Here is a 17,681-nt window from a genome sequence, read left to right on the forward strand (position 1 = left end):
GGGGTCACCACTGTCCTGTCTCGACGCGAATGGCCACTTCGCAGTCGTCAAAAATTTCGAGTTTGGCAATCTTCACCCGCACGCCCAGCACGCCGGGCAGTTGCATCAGGCGGTTGGCCAGCTTGCCGATCAGGCTCTCCAGCAGGTTCACATGCTCGGCCGTGCACTCGTCGATGATGATCTGGCGCACACGGCGGTAGTCCAGCACATGGCCGATGTCGTCGTCGCGCGGGGCCAGCGGCTGCACGCCCAGGCTCAGTTCGGCATCGACCTGGATGGGCTGGGGGTCGGTCTTTTCGTGGTCGAGGATGCCCAGGTTGGCGTCAAAGCGCAAACCGGTGAGCGTGAGGATCTGGGTGCCTGCAGCGGTGGTCATGAATAGGTCCTGGAGTGAGCGGGCGCTCACATCAAAGAGAAATCGCGGTCAAACTTCATCAGATGCTGGCCACCGTCGACCAGCAGTGTGGTGCCGGTCATCGACCGGTTCTCCAGCGCAAACTTCACCGCACTCGCCACGTCTTCGGCGGTGGACGAGCGGCCCAGGGGGCTGAGGGAGTGCAGCTGGGCAAACTTTTCGTCGCTGAGCATGTGGCTGGTCAGCGTGAGGCCCGGCGCCACGCCCACCACGCGCACGCGCGGCGCCAGGGCGATGGCCAGCATGGTGCCCGCAGCTTCCAGTGCAGCCTTGGAGAGCGTGTAGCTCACAAAATCGGGGTTCTGGTTCCAGAGCTTCTGGTCGAGCAGGTTGACCACGGCGCCCTGCACATCGGCATCGCCCTGGGCCACGCGGTCGGCCACATGCTGGTGCAGGGCCTGGGCCAGCAGCACGGGGGCGGCGGTGTTACTGCGCAGGTGTTTTTCGAGCGCGGCAAAACCAAAGGTGGCGGCGTTGTCATGCTCGAACAACGAGGCGCTGTTGACCACCGCATCCAAACGGCCAAAGTGCGTCACCACGCGGGGCAACAAGCCGCGCACCGCAGCCTCATCCTCAAAATCAGCATCAAAATGGGCGCTAGCGGTTGTCAGTCGTGCGCAAGCAGCTACCGTATCGATAGCGTCCTGCTCGGACGATCGGTAGTGCACCGCTACTTGCCAGCCACCCGCCGCCAGGGCCAGCGCAATGCTGCGGCCCAGGCGCTTGGCGGCGCCTGTGACCAGAACGGTGCGTGGGTGGGAGGGAGTAGGCATGTGGGCTGGGAGACAATGCGGGCCGTGACCCAAAGACCCGACAGTTTAACGACCGCCCTGCACCAGCACATCACCCAGGCCATTGCCGCCGAGGGCGGATGGCTGGGTTTTGACCGCTTCATGGCCTTGGCCTTGTACACGCCCGGCCTGGGCTACTACGCCAACGGTTCTACCAAGTTCGGCGCCATGCCTGAGTCCGGCAGCGACTTTGTGACCGCGCCCGAGATGACCCCACTGTTCGGCCAGACGCTGGCCGTGCAGGTGGGTGAAGCCCTGGCCCAAACCGGCACCGACGAGGTCTGGGAGTTTGGCGCGGGCTCCGGCGCGCTGGCGCTGCAGTTGCTGGATGCGTTGGGCGATCAGGTGCAGCGCTACACCATCGTCGATCTGTCGGGCAGCCTGCGCGCGCGCCAGCAGGCCAAGCTGGTAGCCCACGCCCACAAGTTGCGCTGGGTGGATGCACTGCCCGAAAAGTTCAGCGGCGTGGTGTTGGGCAACGAGGTACTGGACGCCATGCCCGTGCAACTGCTGGCGCGCCACGGCGGCCAGCAGGGCGGTGTGTGGCATGAGCGCGGAGTGGCGGTAGCTCAGGACGGCAGTTTTGCCTGGGCCGACCGCCCCACCGACCTGCGCCCGCCCATCGACATCGAAGGCCCGCAGGATTACCTGACCGAGATCCACGCCCAGGGCGAAGGCTTCATGCGCATGCTGGCCGACCGGCTCACGCGCGGCGCAGCCTTCTTGCTGGACTATGGGTTTGGCGAAGACGAGTACTACCACCCCCAGCGCCACATGGGCACCGTGATGTGCCACCAAGGCCACCTGGCCGATGGCGACCCGCTGGTGGCGGTGGGGCTCAAAGACATCACCGCGCACGTCAACTTCACCGCCATGGCGCTGGCCGCGCAAGAGGCGGGCCTCAATGTGCTGGGTTACACCACGCAGGCGCATTTCCTCATCAACTGTGGTTTGCTCCCCAAAATGGAGCTGCTACCACAAGCGGGACGGGCGACAGCGGCCAAATTGATCATGGAACACGAGATGGGCGAGTTGTTCAAGGTGCTGGCCGTGGGGGCAGGCGAGCCTTGGGAACCCGTGGGGTTTGCGCACGGGGACCGGTCGCACCGGTTGTGATCCAGGTATTCGTGTGCTTCGAGAAAGATAGCTGCAGGCGCTTGGTGGGCAAGCGTTAGAGCCGAATTTGGCTTGAAGTTTCCTTGGCTTCGACCGGTTCAGCCTGAACGGTCGGAGATCTGGTGGGAGCTCCCCGCCACCAGCGTCATCCCATCGCTGCGGTCCTTGAGTCCCACCCCCGTCAGCCCCAGTTGCCGCGCCTCCTGGCACAGCCACCACAGGCGCGCAGCGGCAGCGGCGGGGGGCAGGCCTTCCGGCCGCACGTTGGAGATGCAGTTGCGCTGCGCATCGTTACGCTCCACCTGCGGGTGCCAGGTCAGGTAGATGCCCAGGCTGTCGGGCGAGCTGAGGCCCGGCCGCTCGCCGATCAGCACCGCCACCAGGCGGGCGCCCAGCAGCGCGCCCACCTCGTCACCCAGCGCCACGCGGGCCTGCTGGGCAATCACCACGGGGCCCAGCTGCCAGCCTGCAGGTGTTTGCTGGCGAATCGCGTCGATGAGCGGCGGCGCCTGCCGCGCCACGGCCAGGGACGAGAGGCCGTCGGCCACGACCAGCAGCAGATCGATGGGAGTGGTTCCGTTTGCAGAGGACTCCCGCAGCGCCTGCGCATCGGCGTCGCACAGCCGTCGGCCCAGGTCGGGGCGCAGCAGGTAGGTGGCACGGTCGGGGGCGGCGCTGTGCACGGGGAGCGTTGCGCAGCCCTGGGCCTGCAACTGGGTGGCCAGCGCGTCGGCGTCCAGCGGGATGTGCACGGCGTCGCGCGCCTGCGCATGGGCCAGGCCAAAACGCAGCAGCTCGGCCGTGGGCAGGGCCGCGCCCGCGCGCCCCAGGGCCAGGCGCGCCTGGGTGTGGGCGCGGAGGTCGTCCCAGGGGTCGGGAGGGATGCCGTGTGGCGCTGGTTCGTGTGTCATGCGCCCAGCCTCCATTGCCGCATTTGTGCCAGCGCCGGGTGTTGATCGTGGGCAGGCAGCAGGCGTCCGCCTGCATCGGTGATGCGCATGCGCTGCAGCCAGGCGCCAAACTCGGGTGCGCACTGCAGGCCCAGCACCTCGCGCAGATAGAGCGCGTCGTGGAACGAAGTGCTCTGGTAGTTGAGCATGATGTCGTCCGCCCCTGGCACGCCCATGATGAAGGTCAGGCCCGCCGTGCCCAGCAGCGTCATCAGCGTGTCCATGTCGTCCGAGTCGGCCTCGGCGTGGTTGGTGTAGCACACGTCGCAGCCCAGCGGCACGCCCAGCAGCTTGCCGCAGAAGTGGTCTTCCAGGCCCGCGCGGATGATCTGCTTGCCGTCGTACAGGTATTCCGGGCCGATGAAGCCGACCACCGTGTTGGTGAGCAGCGGCGCAAACGCGCGGGCCACGCCATAGGCCCGAGCCTCACAGGTCTGCTGGTCCACGCCATGGTGCGCGTTGGCCGACAGGGCACTGCCCTGGCCGGTTTCAAAGTACATCACGTTGTCGCCCACTCCATCGCCAAAGTTTTTTCCGCGCCGCAGGGACAGTGCAGCCTCGCGCGCTTCTTGGAGCAGCGCCAGCGAAATGCCAAAGCTCGCGTTGGCCGCCTCGGTGCCCGCAATCGACTGGAAGACCAGGTCCACCGGTGCGCCTTGCTCCACCATCTGAATCGTGTTGGTCACATGCGTGAGCACACACGACTGTGTGGGGATCTGCAGCCGCTCGATCACATCGCCCAGCATGTGCACCAGTCCGGTCAGGGCGGCGATGCTGTCGGTGGCGGGGTTCACGCCAATCACCGCGTCGCCCGCGCCGTACAGCAGGCCGTCGATCATCGACGCCGCAATGCCGCGCAGGTCGTCCGTGGGGTGGTTGGGCTGCAGGCGCACGGCCAGGTGGCCCGGCAGGCCGATGGTGTTGCGAAACCGCGTGACCACGCGGCACTTGCGCGCCACGGCGATCAAGTCCTGGTTGCGCATGAGCTTGCTCACGGCCGCCGCCATCTCGGGCGTGATGCCGGGTGCCACGGCGGCGAGCATGGCGCTGTCGGTGCCGTGGGCCAGCAGCCAGTTGCGGAAGTCGCCCACCGTGAGGTGGGCGAGGGGCGCGAACGCGGCGGCGTTGTGGGTGTCGAGGATGAGGCGCGTGACCTCGTCGCTTTCGTAGGGAATGAGCGCCTCGCTCAGAAAGCGCGACAAGGGAACATCGGCCAGGCACAGGCGTGCGGCCATGCGCTCTACGGCCGATGTGGCCGCCACGCCCGCCAATGCGTCACCCGAACGCAGCGGCGTGGCCTTGGCCATCACTTCGCGCAGGTCGCTGAACTGCCAGCGCTGGCCGCCGATGGTGTGCTGGTAGGCCATGGTGTGCTTTGCCTCCTGTGAAAGTCTCAGGCCACCACGATATGGCAGCCCGCCGCTTGCAGGGCTGAGAAGGCGGGCAAGGAGCGGGCACCCGCATCGGTGACCAGCGTGCCCACGTCGGCCAGGCTGGCATAGGTCACGCGGCTGGCTTGCCCCACCTTGCTGTGGTCGGCCAGCAAGATCAGCTCCTTGGCCTGCGCAGCCATGGCGCGGGCCACGGCGGCCTCGTGGTGTTCAAAGCTGGTGGCGCCACTGTGCACGCTGATGCCCACGGGCGAGAGCAGGGCCACATCGGCGCGGTAGCGGTGGATTTCGGCCACGGTGGTGTCGCCGTGCGTGGCCTGCACGGCAGGGTCGGTGCGGCCACCGAGCAGGATCACGTCGTTGCGCGCACTGCGTCCGGCATCGGCGGCAGCGAGCTTGAGCGCCACGTTCAGCCCGTTGGTAATGATGGTCAGGCCCGACAGGCTCGACAACGCTTCGGCCAGCAGGGTGGTGGTGCTGCCCGCATCAATGAACAGCGTTTGCCCCGGCTGCAGCAGCTGCAGGGCGGCGCGGGCGATGGCGCGCTTTTCGCGCTCGCGCACCGCCTGGCGCACGGCCAGTGGGGGTTCGGGCTCTGGCCCCTGGGCCACCACGCCGCCGTGCACGCGCCGCAGAATGCCCTGCGACTCCAGCGCGAGGATGTCGCGGCGCACGGTCTCGCGCGACACATCCAGGTCTTGCGCAATGCGCTCGGTGCTCACACGCGAGAGCGTGGACAGCAGGGTGCGGATGCGGAGGAAACGTTCTTCTTGCAGCATGGTTGCGATGTTAGGCGGGCTTGGAACCTGGGGTGCGTCGGACGCGGCGCTGCGTGCCAAAGTGCAGCAGCAGCGCCAGCGAGCCCACCACCGCCATGATGCAGGTGGAGAACGCTGCCGCCTGCGAGGTCAGCCCCGCTTCATCCAGCCGCATCACCGTCACCGCCCCCATGGGCAGCGAGGGCGTGATGAGGAAGATGACCGCCGACAGCGTGACCATGGAGCGCATGAACAAGAACACCAGCACCGCCAGCAGCGTAGGCAGCAGCGCGGGCAGGTACACATCGCGCAGCACGCGGGCGGTGCTGCCGCCCAGCACGGTGGTGGCGTCTTCCAGCGTGGTGGGCACGTTGCGCATGCCGGTCATCATGGTCATGAAGCCCTGTGTGTGGTAGTGGTAGTAGTTGCACAGCGCCAGCAAGATGGCCGTGCCATACAGCATGCCCCAGGGCCAGGTGGCGGTGTTGAAGGTGAACACATAGGCCAGCCCCAGCACCAGCCCGGGCACGCCCACCGGCAAGGCCGACAGTGCCGTGGCCGCCTGCGCCAGCCGCCCCGGCAGGCGGCGGATGCCAAAGCACAGCACAAACAGCATCGCCGTGCCCACGCTGGCGGCGAGGGCCGACACCCACACCGAGGTCCACAGCGGCGCATAGCCCCCCGCAATGGTGATGTCGTAGTGCTTGAGCGTGAGGTCCAGCCGGTAGGGCCACAGCCGGATGAAGCTGGCCACCACCACCGTGAGCACCAGGGCCACGATGCTGCCCGCAATGCCCATGCAGGCGATGAAGAACGCGGTGTCGCGCCCCGGGCTGCGTGCGGGTGTGGGCGGCAGGGCCGATTCGGCCCCCGCCCCGGCGCGTTGTGCGGCCATGCGTTCGATGAACACCGACAACGCGGCGGGTGCCAGCAACAGCATGCCCACCACCGCGCCCATGCCAAACTTCATCTGCCCGCTGACCTGGTTGTAGATCTCGGTGGCCAGCACGGCAAAGTTGCCGCCAATGACCACGGCGTTGCCAAAGTCGGTGATGGTGATGGTGAACACCACAAACCCTGCACTCAGCAGGCCGTAGCGGGCCTGCGGCAGCGTGATGTCGCAAAACTGTCGCCACGGGGTGGCGCCCAGCACCTCGGCGGCGTCGTACTGCCGGGCGTCGCCCTGGCGCAGCGCGGTGCGCACGATGAGCACGGCCTGCGGCAGTGCATAGAGCACGTCCGCAATCAGCAGGCCCCAAAAACCATAGATTTCGGGCCGCACGCCCAGCATCTTGCCTACGATGCCGTTGCGCCCCAGCAAAAAGATGAGGCCCAGCCCCAGCACCAGCGAGGGCGCCAGCATGGGCAGGGCCAGCGCCCCGGCCACAAAGCGGCGGCCCGGCATGCCGGTGCGCTCCAGCCCAAACGCCACTACAAAGGCCAGCACCAGCGTGACGGCCGTGGTTACGGCGCCCAGCAGCAGGCTGTTGGCCAGGGCCCGCCACACGCCGGGGGTGTCGAGCAGCGCGGCGTAGTTGCCCAAGCCGATGCCGCCCGTGTCCTGCACCAGGCTGCGCCAGGCAATGGCCAGCATGGGCACGCCAAAGAACAGCACCAGCGCGGCCAGCGGCAGAAGCAGGCAGGCGCGCAGCAGCCAGCGCTCGCTGGCATGCATGGGCGGCAGGTGGGGGGTGGCAGTGGTGCTCATGCGTGCACCCAGGCGCAGTCCTGTGCGCTCACCGAGATGTCCACGTTCTGGCCAGCCTCCCAGGTGCTGGCGCTGCTGGATTCGGCCAGCAGGTCCAGGTCGTTCCAGCGCAGCTGCACCCGCTGGATGCTGCCCAGGAAGGTGGTGCCGGTGACGCGGCCCGCGCCCTGCGCGCTGGCTTGCAGTTGCAGCCGCTCGGGGCGGATGCACAGCAGGGCCGATTCGGGCGCCATGCCTTCGGGGGCCCCGCCCAGGGCGGGCTGCAGCAGCCGTGCCTGGGCGGGCGGCAGCAGGTTGCTGTGCCCCATGAAGTTGGCCACAAAGCGGGTGCGCGGCGCCAGGTACAGCTCGCGCGGCGAGCCCGCCTGTGCAATGCGACCGCCCTGCATGCAGACGATGCGGTCGGCCATGGCCAGGGCTTCTTCCTGGTCGTGCGTGACCATGATGGTGGGAATGCCCAGGCGGCGCTGCACCTCGCGCAGCTCATGGCGCAGGTCGGCGCGCACGCGGGCATCCAGCGCCGACAGGGGCTCGTCGAGCAGCAGCAGCGAAGGGTTCACCGCCAGTGCCCGCGCAATGGCCACGCGCTGCTGCTGGCCGCCCGACAGCTGCGCCGGGTAGCGCGCGCCAAAGTCTGCCAGCTTCACCATGTCCAGCAGCTCGGCCGTGCGCGCCTGCACCACATCGGCCGGCGTGCGGCGGATGGCCAGGCCGTAGCCCACGTTCTGCGCCACCGTCATGTGCGGGAACAGCGAGTACGACTGGAACACGATGCCAAAGCCCCGGTCGCGCGCCGGCAGCGTGGCCAGGTCACGGCCGCCCAGCGTGATGCGGCCGCCATCGGCAGGCAGCAGCCCCGCGATGATGCGCAGCAGCGTGGTCTTGCCGCATCCGCTGGGGCCCAGCAGGCACACGAACTCCGAGGCGCCCACCGCGAGGTGGATGCGTTCGAGCGCGACCTGGCCGTCAAAGCTCTTGTGCAGGTCGGTGATCTGCAGGGACATGGTGTGTGGTCCTCGGGGAGTGCGGTTCAGTGCAGCGGTTCGGTACAGCGGTTCAGCGGCCGATGGTCTTTTGCCAGGCGCTCAGGATCGCGTCGCGTTCCTTGGCGGACTTGGCAAAGTCCATGGGGTAGAGCACCTTGGAGAGGTCGGCGGGCAGGCCTGCCGCTGCGGCCGCCTTGGATTGCGGCACGCCGGGCACGGTGACGATTTCCTTGTACTTGGTGTAGAGCTGCGCCGCGCCGGGCGACAGCGTCCAGTCCAGAAAGCGCTTGGCGTCGGCCTTGTTCTTGGCGCTGGCCATCAGGCCCGAGGCTTCCAGCTCATAGCCCGCGCCGTCAGTGGGGATCACCATCTTGACCGGGTAGCCCTCGTCCACCGACTGCATGGCCGCAAACGCCAGCGAGGTGCCAATTGCAAACTCACCCGCCCGCGCGGCCTTGCAGGGGCGCGAGCCCGACTTGATGTACTGCGCCACGTTGCCGTCCATGGCCTTGATGAGCTTCCAGCCCTCGTCATTGCCGCGCGACTGGATCAGCGCGGCAATCTGCAGGTAGCCCGTGCCCGAGGACACCGGGTTGGGCATGACGACCTCGCCCTTGTAGATGGGGTTGGTGAGGTCCTTCCACGACGTGGGCATGGGCAGCTTCTTGGCCTTGAGCACCTCGGTGTTCACGCAGAAGGCGGCCATGTAGCCCGTGGTGGTGAACCATTTGCCATCGGCGGCCTTGTCCTTGGCAGCCAGCTTGTCGCTGCCCTTGGGGCTGTAGGGCTCCAGCAGGGCGGTGATGCGCGGGTCCAGCGTATTGGTCAGCGCCCAGCCCCAGATCATGTCGTGCTGTGGATTGGCGGCTTCGGCCAGGATGCGCGCGCCCAGGTCGCCCGTGGACAGGCGCAGCACTTTGACATCCACATCGGGCAAGTCCTTTTTGGCGGCGGCCAGGTATTCCTTGATCTCGTCTTCTTCGAGCGCGGTGTAGGCCGTGACGGTGCCCGCCTGGGCGGCGGTCAGCCCGCAGGCCAAGGCGCCCAGCACGGGCAGCAGGCGCAGGGCGGCAAAGAGGGAGGAGCGTGTGCGCATGAATTTCTCCAGAACGGTGCGTTGCCAAAAAACAGTGCGGGGTCACCGCAGGCCAGGGGATTTGTTCACCAAAGTTGTGCGTTTTATTGCACTTGTGCAAATTATTGTTTTTGCACGAAAATACACAAGCACTAAATATGCCAACCCGTTCATGCCGAGCGGTAGGCCCTTCTTCATTGCCCAACCGCTGCCCGGAGCTCTTCCCTTGACCATTCCCATGAACACTTTGCCCACCCCCGTTTCCCCCTTCCTGGCCCTGGCGCACGCCCTGGCCGATGCGGCCCGTGTGCACTCGCTGCGGTACTTCCGCACCCCGCTGGATGTGCTGACCAAATCGGACGAGAGCCCGGTCACCATTGCCGACCGCGAGGCCGAGGCCGCGATGCGCGCAGTGCTGCAGGCGCAGGCGCCCACGCACGGCATCCTGGGCGAGGAGCATGGCCGCGAGCGGCTGGACGCCGAGTACGTGTGGGTGATCGACCCCATCGACGGCACCAAGAGCTTCATCACCGGGTCACCGCTGTGGGGCACGCTGGTGGCACTGCTGCACCAGGGCCAGCCCGTGCTGGGGCTCATGGATTTGCCGGTGCTGGGTGAGTGCTGGACGGGGCTGGCAGGCCAGCTGACGCAGTGCAATGGCCAGCCTGTGCGGGCCAGCGGGTGTGAACAACTGGCGCAGGCCCGCATCTACACCACATCGCCGGATGCCTTTGGTGCGGCCGACTGGCAGTGTTTTGATGCGCTGAGCCGCCAGTGCGCGCTGCGGCGGTTTGGCGGCGACTGCTATGCCTATGCCCAACTGGCGGGCGGGCATGTGGACCTGGTGGTGGAGGCGGGGCTGCAGCCGTACGACTACCTCTCGCTGGTCTGCCTGGTGAAGGGCGCGGGCGGGCGCATTACCGACTGGCAGGGCCGCGCGCTCACGGTGGCATCGGATGGGCGCGTGGTGGCGGCTGCCACGCCGCAGTTGCATGCCCAGGCGCTGGCCCTGCTGGCTGACCGGGCCGAACGGGCCGGACTGGCCACGGCGTAGCCGAATGCGGTGGCGCCTACACTCGGCGCACCATGTTCCGCTGGCTCCTCGTCATTCTCCTGGCCCTGATGTTCATCAGCTGGCTGTCGCCGCTGCTGCGCCGCCTGGGCTTTGGGCGCCTGCCGGGGGACTTCCGGTTTCGCTGGCTGGGGCGCGACTGGGATGTGCCGCTGGCGTCCACGCTGCTGCTGAGCTTCGTGGTCAGCCTGATCACCAAGCTGTTGTAACGGGCCGCAGCTGGGCGGCTACCCCGCCGCCTGCAATGCGTCCAGAAACGCCTTGCGCCACCAGTGCACGTCGTGCTGGCGTATACGGGCCATCAGCTTTTGATGGCGCGCCTGCCGCTCCACCAGCGGCATCTGCAATGCCTGCTGGATGCTGTCGGCCATGCCTTGGGTGTCGTAGGGGTTCACCAGCAGCGCTTCTTTCAGCTGCTCGGCCGCACCGGCAAAGCGTGACAACACCAGCACGCCCGGGTCGTCCGGGTCCTGTGCCACCACGTACTCCTTGGCCACCAGGTTCATGCCGTCGCGCAGTGGCGTGACCAGCCCCACGGCGGCGGCGCGGCACAGGCCGGGAACCCGCTTGCGGGCCACCATGCGGTGGATGTAGCGCACGGGCATCCAGTCCAGTTCGCCATAGTCGCCGTTGACAGAGCCACACAGACCTTCCAGCTCCTGGCGCAGGTCGGCATAGGCATTGACGTCGTCGCGCGTGGGCGAGGCGATCATGATGAGCGTGGCGCTGTCGCGGTTTTCCGGGTAGCGGTCCAGCAGTTCGCGAAAGGCCCGCACACGTTGCGGAATGCCCTTGGAGTAGTCGAGCCGGTCAATGCCCAGCAGCAGGCGCCTGCGTGAATACTCGTCGCGCATGTTCTCGTAGGTTTCCACCGCGTCGGGCGCGTGCGTGAGGCGTGTGAATTCGTCCACGTCGATGCCGATGGGAAAGGACTGCACCACCACGGTGGCTCCAAAGGCGCGCACGCGCTTTTCGTCCACCTCTTCCGCGCTGCCTTCGTTGCGCACATAGCGCGTGAAATGCGACACGTCGGCCTCGCTCTGCAGACCCACCAGGTCGTAGGCAAACAGCGAGCGCATCAGCCACTCATGCTGCGGGATGGCCGCCATGATGAGCGGCGGCGGCATGGGAATGTGCAGAAAGAACCCGATGCGCTGCTTGCAGCCCATGGCCCGCAGCTCGGCCGCCAGCGGGATCAGGTGGTAGTCGTGCACCCAGATCACGTCGTCGTCGCGCAGCAGCGGCAGCAGCTTGCGCGCAAACATCTGGTTTACGCGGCGGTAGCCCGCGATGTAGCTGGCGTTGAAGTCGGCCAGGTCCAGGCGGTAATGGAACACCGGCCACAGCACGCTGTTGCTGTAGCCGTGGTAGTAGCTGTCGTGGTCTTCGCGGCACAGGTCCACGGTGGCCAGAGTGACGGCTCCTGCCTGCCGGGTGTGCAGTTCGCCCTCGCCGGGTGTGCCGCCTTCGACCACGGTGCCGCTCCAGCCGAACCAGAGGCCCCCGGTCTGGTTCAGGGCTTCGCCCAGGGCGACGGCCAGGCCGCCGGCGGCGGGTTTTCGAGGGTCTGCAAGGCGGTTGGAGATGACAACAAGACGGCTCATGGGCTGATCATCGTTGTGGATCGCCCCGGGCCGCTGTCGGACAGTGCCTCAAATCACGCTGTCCCAGGGGGCCGACAGGCGCACGGCGGCGTTGATGACGCCCACCATGGAGTAGGTCTGCGGAAAGTTGCCCCACATTTCCTGGGTCTCGGGGTGTGTGTCTTCGGACAGCAGGCCCAGCGGATTGCGGGCGGCCAGCATGGTCTCGAAGATGGCGCGGGCCTCGCCCTTGCGGCCAATGCGCGCCAGCGCGTCGATGCGCCAGAAGGTGCAGATGTTGAAGGCCGTCTCGGGCTTGCCGAAGTCGTCGGCCGCCTCGTAGCGGCGCATGTAGGGGCCATCGCACAGGCTCTTTTCCATGGCCTCCACGGTGCTCACAAAGCGTGGGTCCTTGGGGTCGATCAGGCCCACCTCGGCCATCAGCAGCACGCTCGCATCGAGTTCATGGCCGCCAAAACTCTCGGCGAACGCCTGGCGCGCTTCGCACCAGGATTTGTCGAGGATCTCGGCGCGCATGCGGTCGGCATGCTGCTGCCAGTGGCTGGTACGGTCGGCCAGCTGCAGGGTGGCGGCGATCTTGGCCAGCCGGTCGCAGGCTGCCCAGCTCATCAGCGCGGACGAGGTGTGCACCCTGGCGCGCGTGCGCAGCTCCCACATGCCGGCGTCGGGCTGGCCATACACACGCACCGCGTTCTCGCCCACCTGTTCCAGCCGCGTGAACTCGGCCAGGCCCGCACGGTGCAGCAGGCGGTGGTCGTGGAACGCCTGGGCTGCGCCCAGCACGATGTTGCCGTACACATCGTGCTGAAAATGCTCGGCCGCCTGGTTGCCCACGCGCACCGGGCCCATGCCCCGGTAGCCCGCCAGCTGCGGCACAAGGCTCTCGGGCAGTTCTTGCTCCAGGCCAATACCGTACAGCGGCTGGATGTGGCCATCGCCGCCTTCCACCACCACGTTGCTGAGCCAGCGCAGGTAGTCCTCCATGGTGCCCACTTCGGAGATGCTGTTGAGCGCGCGCACCACGAAGAACGCATCGCGCAGCCAGCAGTAGCGGTAGTCCCAGTTGCGGCCGCTGTGGGCGGATTCGGGGATGCTGGTGGTCATGGCGGCCACGATGGCGCCGGTGTCTTCGTACAGCGAAAGCTTGAGCGTGATGGCCGCGCGGATCACGGCCTCCTGCCACTCCAGCGGCACGGCCAGAGCGCGGGTCCAGCTGCGCCAGTAGGAGGTGGTCTCCTGCTCAAACAGGCGCGCGGTGTCGGCAATGCCCTCCACCAGCGTCTCGTCCGCCCCCAGCAGAAAGTTGTGTTCGCGTGTGAGCACAAATGCCTGGCCCGACAGCACATGCGACACCGGCGCATCGGTGGACAGGCGCAGCGTCATGCCCTCGCCCACGTAGCGGATGTGGTTGCTGCCGCGTGTGATCTCGGGGGTGGTCTGGCCCCAGTCGTAGCGCACCTTGAGCGCCACACGGATGCGCGGCGCACCCTGGATGGGGCGCACCCGGCGCACCAGCGTCATGGGGCGAAAGTAGCGCGAGCGGCTGTAAAAGCGCGGCGCAAAGTCGGTGATCTCGATGCCGTGGCCCGCCTTGTCAAACAGCTGCGTGCGCAGGATGGCGGTGTTCGGCTCGTACCACTGGTGGGCCGATGCCAGGTCTTCCAGTTCGATCGCGAAGTGGCTGCCTTCGTCGCCGGGCTGCAGCAGGGCGTTGAACACCGGGTCGCCATCAAAACGGGGCAGGCAGCACCACACCATGCGGGCGTGGTTGTCGATCAGTGCGCTGATGGCGCAGTTGCCGATCATCCCGAGGTTGAGTGAGCCCGCTTGGGGATCGTTGGCTGCCGTGTTCATCGTTCGCGCTCCAAGGTCGTGCGTGCAGAAGACAGCCAGCCGCGCAAGGCGGCGGATGTCATGCAGCGGTGTTGTGCCATGGTCGGCCCTTCGCCCACCTTGATGCCCCAGCCGCCTAGTGCCTGAACGGCGGCAAAGCCAGCCTCATCGGTGACGTCATCTCCCACAAAGACTGGGGTGCGCCCGGCAAAGGGGGCCTGTGTCATGAAATCGAGAATGGCCTGGCCTTTGTGGACGCCCCGGGGCTTCACTTCAAAGACACATTTACCGCGCAGCAGTTCCACACCCTCTACCTGCTGCATGGCGCGCACGAGGGTGTCGTGGCACAACCCTTCCAGGTGGGGGGCCTGGCGGTAGTGCAGGGCCACGCTCGCGCGCTTGGGCTCTACCAGCAACCCCGGATAGTGTGCCGCCAGGTCGTACGCAGCCCGTAGAACCTTCTCCAGGTCTGGCGGCAGAACGGCAGGGTGGGATGTGTCGGTCAGTCGGTATTGGGCACCATGCTCGCTGGCCAGCGGCAGGTGCAGCGGGGCCAGAAATCCGTCGATGTCGGCCTCAGGCCGCCCGGTCACGATGGCCAGCGCGCCGTCCAGATGGGTGTACAGCGATGACAGCGTGGGGACCAGCCCGGAAGCGATGCGCACCGCCTCGGGGCGCGGCGCCAGCTCGGTGAGCGTGCCGTCAAAGTCCAGAAAAAGCGCATGGGCAGTTGTCAGTAGGGGGAGCAGCTGCATGGGCGAAACCTTATCAGACGCGGTGAAGCTGACCCGGGTGAAAGGGTGTTTCAGCGCTGGTAAACGCGCGCAAGGTGTGCGACGGGGTGCGACATCAAGACCCCAGGACTGCCAAGCCCGCTCTTGAAACGCCCGGCTTGTGCCGCCATGTGTAAGAACCTGTTGCGATCCCCGAAAAGATCTTGAGCAGGTTCTAAGAGGCCCGCTTTTTGCTCACACCGATTGCCGCACCATGACCGAAGCCCTGCACATCGTCTGCCCCCATTGCCACACCACCAACCGCGTGCAGCGCGCCGACCTGGGCAACGCGCCCGATTGCGGAAAGTGCCATCAGCGCCTTTTCGCGGGGGCGCCGCTGGAGCTGGATGCCACCAGTTTTGACAAGCATGTGGTGCGCAGCCACATCCCCGTGCTGGTGGACTTCTGGGCGCCCTGGTGTGGGCCTTGCCGCCAGATGGCCCCGGCCTTTGCGCAGGCCGCCCGCGAGCTGGAGCCGCGTGTGCGCCTGGCCAAGCTCAACACCGAAGACCACCAGGCCATCGCGGCGCGTTATGCCATCCGCAGCATTCCGACCATGATTTTGTTTCAGCAGGGGCGCGAGGTGGCGCGCGTTTCGGGCGCGCTGGGGGCTGCGGACATCGTGCGCTGGGTGCGAACAGCGGCAGTTTAAAAAAGACAGGCGCCTCAACGAATTCCGAGTGCCCGGTCCAGTGACACGTTGCCTGCGCCGCGCCCCACCAGGTACAGCATCAGCCCCGCCCATGACAGGTGCGTGGGCCAGGCATCGGGGTACACGAACACCTGGATGACCAGCGTCATGCCCAGCAAGGCCAGGGCCGACAGGCGCGTGAGCAGGCCCAGCACCAGAAGAACAGGGAACAGATGCTCTGCCACGGTGGCCATCTGCGCAGCCAGCTCGGGTGGCAGCAGGGGCAGCTTGTACTCATCGCGGAACAGCGCATAGGCGCTGTCGGAGATGGTGAACCACCCATCGACTTTGGTGCGCGCTGAAAGCCAGAAGATGCCTGCAATTGCCACGCGGTTGACCATCGCCAGCAGGCTGTGCGGGGTGAGCGAGGTGGCTGCATCGGCCAGGCGCGTCAATAGCTTGCGCTGGCCTTTGGCGGGTGCAGTGGGGAAATGTGTGCTGGTGGTCATCAGGGGCTCCTTGGCCTCGGTGTGAATTGGTGTGAGTCGGTGGGTATCAATGCGCCTGCGTCCAGCAGGGTGCCCATCAGGGCCGCAAAGTCTGCGGTGGGCTCGGCCGCAAGGGCTGAAGTGGCGGCGGCCTCCAGCGTCTGGCCTTGGGCACAGGCGTCCAAAAAGGCCACTCCGGCGCGCGACAGTGGGCGCCACGTCACGGGTGCGTGGGGCCGGGTGAGCAAGGCCCCATCGCCGGTCCAGTCCAGCGGCTCTGTGGGGGGCAGACCTTCGCGGTGGCTCTGCCACAACGCGTAGGCGGGATGCTCGTCGCACCAGGCCCAGCGTGCGGCGGGGTGGGGGCGCAGTTGCACCAGGGGCAATGTATCGGGCGCCTGCTGTGCCAGCCAGTTGCGGTCCACAGCGGTGGCGTCTGCCGCCAGATGGCATTCGGTCCAGCTGCGGTCCAGGCGCGCCACGGCCGGCAGGTAAGGCAGCTCGGCCGCTGGTGCAAAACCGGCCAGAAAGTCAGCAAACTCCGCGCCGTAGTCCATCAGCAGTCCGTCAGCCGGCGGCTGCGTGCGGGCATACACCGCAGCGGCGGCGCGAAGCCATTCTTCGCCCACCAGCTGGCACACCGTGGGGTAGCTGGCCTGCAGGGCATCAATGCAGCCCTTGAGCACGGTGTTGCGGTACACGGCAAAGCCGGGCTGGGATTCCAGCGCAGACAGCCACGGTGCGTGCTCGGCATGGCCGAGCAACGCGGCAGAGAAGCCGTCCTGGAATGCGCTCAACTGCATGCTGCCTCCACGGGCTGCGCCGCTGTGAGCGCGTTGTGGGCCTTGTCGCGCTCGGCCAGCAGTTCGCTGAAGGCGGGCAGATTGTCGTCGCGTTCGATGAGGGTGGGCACGGGGCCTGTGCGCGCGACCACCTGCTCGTACAGCGCCCACACCACCGGGGCGATGGACGCGTCGTGGCTGTCGATCAGCAGGGCATCGCCATGCACCGGGTCGGCATGGTGGCCCGCCAGGTGGATTTCGGCCACGGCGTGCAGGGGAAAGGCGTCGAGGTAGGTCTGCGCGTCAAAGCCCAGGTTGTTGGCACTGACGTACACATTGTTCACGTCCAGCAGCAGGGCGCAGCCAGTCCGCTGCACCAGCTCGGTCAGAAATTCGGTCTCAAGCCAGTCGTGGCCGTCGATGTGCAGGTAGTGCGTGGGGTTCTCGATGGCGATGGGGCGCTGCAGCGCATCCTGCGTTCGGGCGATGTTGTCTACGATGCGGTGCAAGGCGGCCTGCGTGCGCGGAAACGGCAGCAGGTCGGGCAGGTACTGCCCGCGCCACTTGGACCATGCCAAGTGCTCCGAGATGATGACTGGCTCCACCCGCCTTGCAAGGGCTGCCAGTCGCGCCAGGTGTGCCGCGTCGGGCGGAGTATCGGCAGCAAGCGACAGCGATACGCCGTGCAGCGCCACGGGGTGGCGCGCGCGGATGGCCTCCAGCCAGGCCAGGCGGGGGCCACCCTCGGCCAGATAGTTTTCGGGGTGCACCTCCCACCACAGACCCGTGGCGGTGCAGTGCAGCGCCTCGTCATAGTGCTGGGGCTTGAGGCCCAGGCCAGCGGTGAGAGGGCACAGGGCCATCGGTCAGGCCTTGATGGGGGTGAGCGAGCCCATGCCCTTGGGCGTCTTGATGGTGGCGCAGGTGCCTGCGGGCACAAACTTCCAGGCGTTGCCCTGGTAGTCCACCTTGGCGGAGCCCGCACAGGTGGTGCCGGGGCCGGCGGCGCAGTCGTTCTTGCCAGCCATCGAGACGCCGTAGCACTTCTCCATGGCGGGTTTGGCGCCGTCCATGGGGGCGGAGGTGGTTTGGGCCATGGCGGCGCCAGAGGTCAGGGCTACAAGGGCAAGGGCGCCGAGGCTGAGGGTGCGAGTGGTCATGGTACGGTTCTCCGAGGGTTGGGTCAGGGTTGAATCCGATCGGGGTGCAGCGAGAGGCCGCGTTGAACTGCCCGATCTGCGTTGTAATTCGCGCAGCGCAACTTGCGGGTTACAGCGCTGTACGAAAAATTTCGGAGCGGCATGGCGA

Annotated in this window: 19 protein-coding genes; 4 read left to right on the forward strand and 15 right to left on the reverse strand. The window is 67.0% G+C overall.

Annotated features, from left to right (window positions below):
- Window positions 1-4 precede the first annotated feature (4 nt).
- Both ACT89O_RS03500 and ACT89O_RS03505 read right to left on the reverse strand, forming a co-directional pair.
- Window positions 5-376 carry a dihydroneopterin aldolase gene (locus ACT89O_RS03500; RefSeq protein ID WP_055396414.1) on the reverse strand — a complete coding sequence of 124 codons (372 nt, stop codon included), beginning with the start codon at window positions 374-376 and terminating at the stop codon, window positions 5-7.
- Window positions 377-402: 26 nt separating this feature from the next.
- Window positions 403-1,188, reverse strand: coding sequence for an SDR family oxidoreductase (locus ACT89O_RS03505; RefSeq protein WP_487261843.1), 786 nt, complete (start codon window positions 1,186-1,188; stop codon window positions 403-405).
- Window positions 1,189-1,203: 15 nt separating this feature from the next.
- On the opposite strand from ACT89O_RS03505, the gene ACT89O_RS03510 reads away from it, so the two are divergent.
- Window positions 1,204-2,322 (forward strand): class I SAM-dependent methyltransferase, encoded by a 1,119-nt coding sequence (locus ACT89O_RS03510; protein ID WP_487262814.1) that lies wholly within the window; start codon window positions 1,204-1,206, stop codon window positions 2,320-2,322.
- Window positions 2,323-2,420: 98 nt separating this feature from the next.
- Here the strand turns inward: ACT89O_RS03510 and eutC are convergent, their stop codons facing one another.
- Genes eutC through ACT89O_RS03540 form a run of 6 tightly spaced genes read right to left on the reverse strand, consistent with a single transcriptional unit; the run spans window position 2,421 to window position 9,211 of the window.
- Window positions 2,421-3,233, reverse strand: coding sequence for an ethanolamine ammonia-lyase subunit EutC (gene eutC, locus ACT89O_RS03515; RefSeq protein ID WP_487261844.1), 813 nt, complete (start codon window positions 3,231-3,233; stop codon window positions 2,421-2,423).
- Entirely contained in the window at window positions 3,230-4,639 is a 1,410-nt protein-coding gene (locus ACT89O_RS03520) for an ethanolamine ammonia-lyase subunit EutB (RefSeq protein ID WP_487261845.1), read from the reverse strand. The genes eutC and ACT89O_RS03520 overlap by 4 nt, the downstream gene beginning before the upstream one ends.
- Window positions 4,640-4,665: 26 nt before the next feature.
- Window positions 4,666-5,442, reverse strand: coding sequence for a DeoR/GlpR family DNA-binding transcription regulator (locus ACT89O_RS03525; protein WP_121508836.1), 777 nt, complete (start codon window positions 5,440-5,442; stop codon window positions 4,666-4,668).
- A gap of 10 nt (window positions 5,443-5,452) precedes the next feature.
- Complete coding sequence (locus ACT89O_RS03530) at window positions 5,453-7,129, reverse strand: ABC transporter permease subunit (RefSeq protein WP_487261846.1); 1,677 nt, start codon at window positions 7,127-7,129, stop codon at window positions 5,453-5,455.
- Window positions 7,126-8,133, reverse strand: coding sequence for an ABC transporter ATP-binding protein (locus ACT89O_RS03535; protein WP_487261847.1), 1,008 nt, complete (start codon window positions 8,131-8,133; stop codon window positions 7,126-7,128). The genes ACT89O_RS03530 and ACT89O_RS03535 overlap by 4 nt, the downstream gene beginning before the upstream one ends.
- A gap of 52 nt (window positions 8,134-8,185) precedes the next feature.
- The gene (locus ACT89O_RS03540) at window positions 8,186-9,211 is read right to left on the reverse strand and encodes an ABC transporter substrate-binding protein (protein ID WP_487261848.1); all 1,026 of its coding nucleotides are present in this window, start codon (window positions 9,209-9,211) and stop codon (window positions 8,186-8,188) included.
- Between the two features lie 217 nt (window positions 9,212-9,428).
- Here ACT89O_RS03540 and hisN point away from each other — a divergent pair, with 217 nt between their 5' ends.
- Together hisN and ACT89O_RS03550 are read left to right on the forward strand one after the other, a co-directional pair.
- The gene (gene hisN / locus ACT89O_RS03545) at window positions 9,429-10,244 is read left to right on the forward strand and encodes a histidinol-phosphatase (protein ID WP_487261849.1); all 816 of its coding nucleotides are present in this window, start codon (window positions 9,429-9,431) and stop codon (window positions 10,242-10,244) included.
- 32 nt (window positions 10,245-10,276) lie between these two features.
- Complete coding sequence (locus ACT89O_RS03550) at window positions 10,277-10,471, forward strand: DUF2905 domain-containing protein (protein WP_121422185.1); 195 nt, start codon at window positions 10,277-10,279, stop codon at window positions 10,469-10,471.
- Between the two features lie 18 nt (window positions 10,472-10,489).
- On the opposite strand, the gene otsA is transcribed toward ACT89O_RS03550, so the two are convergent.
- From otsA to otsB, 3 genes are read right to left on the reverse strand one after another with little or no spacing between them, the layout of a single operon-like run.
- A complete protein-coding gene (gene otsA, locus ACT89O_RS03555; RefSeq protein ID WP_121422186.1) occupies window positions 10,490-11,866 on the reverse strand; it encodes an alpha,alpha-trehalose-phosphate synthase (UDP-forming) in 1,377 nt (458 codons plus the stop codon).
- 48 nt (window positions 11,867-11,914) lie between these two features.
- The gene (locus tag ACT89O_RS03560; protein WP_487261850.1) at window positions 11,915-13,720 is read right to left on the reverse strand and encodes a glycoside hydrolase family 15 protein; all 1,806 of its coding nucleotides are present in this window, start codon (window positions 13,718-13,720) and stop codon (window positions 11,915-11,917) included.
- Window positions 13,717-14,454 (reverse strand): trehalose-phosphatase, encoded by a 738-nt coding sequence (gene otsB / locus ACT89O_RS03565; protein WP_487261851.1) that lies wholly within the window; start codon window positions 14,452-14,454, stop codon window positions 13,717-13,719. Before otsB ends, ACT89O_RS03560 begins: the two co-directional genes overlap by 4 nt.
- A 232-nt stretch (window positions 14,455-14,686) precedes the next feature.
- Between otsB and trxC the strand changes: the two genes are divergently transcribed.
- Window positions 14,687-15,124 carry a thioredoxin TrxC gene (gene trxC / locus ACT89O_RS03570; protein ID WP_055396427.1) on the forward strand — a complete coding sequence of 146 codons (438 nt, stop codon included), beginning with the start codon at window positions 14,687-14,689 and terminating at the stop codon, window positions 15,122-15,124.
- Between the two features lie 14 nt (window positions 15,125-15,138).
- Here trxC and ACT89O_RS03575 read toward each other — a convergent pair whose 3' ends face one another.
- From ACT89O_RS03575 to ACT89O_RS03590, 4 genes are read right to left on the reverse strand one after another with little or no spacing between them, the layout of a single operon-like run.
- A complete protein-coding gene (locus tag ACT89O_RS03575; protein ID WP_487261852.1) occupies window positions 15,139-15,612 on the reverse strand; it encodes a DoxX family protein in 474 nt (157 codons plus the stop codon).
- A complete protein-coding gene (locus ACT89O_RS03580) occupies window positions 15,612-16,394 on the reverse strand; it encodes an HvfC/BufC family peptide modification chaperone (RefSeq protein WP_487261853.1) in 783 nt (260 codons plus the stop codon). The genes ACT89O_RS03575 and ACT89O_RS03580 overlap by 1 nt, the downstream gene beginning before the upstream one ends.
- Window positions 16,385-17,236, reverse strand: coding sequence for an MNIO family bufferin maturase (gene bufB / locus ACT89O_RS03585; RefSeq protein WP_487261854.1), 852 nt, complete (start codon window positions 17,234-17,236; stop codon window positions 16,385-16,387). The genes ACT89O_RS03580 and bufB overlap by 10 nt, the downstream gene beginning before the upstream one ends.
- A gap of 3 nt (window positions 17,237-17,239) precedes the next feature.
- Window positions 17,240-17,533, reverse strand: coding sequence for a BufA1 family periplasmic bufferin-type metallophore (locus ACT89O_RS03590; RefSeq protein ID WP_121507643.1), 294 nt, complete (start codon window positions 17,531-17,533; stop codon window positions 17,240-17,242).
- Window positions 17,534-17,681: the final 148 nt, after the last annotated feature.

Source organism: Acidovorax sp. NN32 (assembly GCF_057597245.1).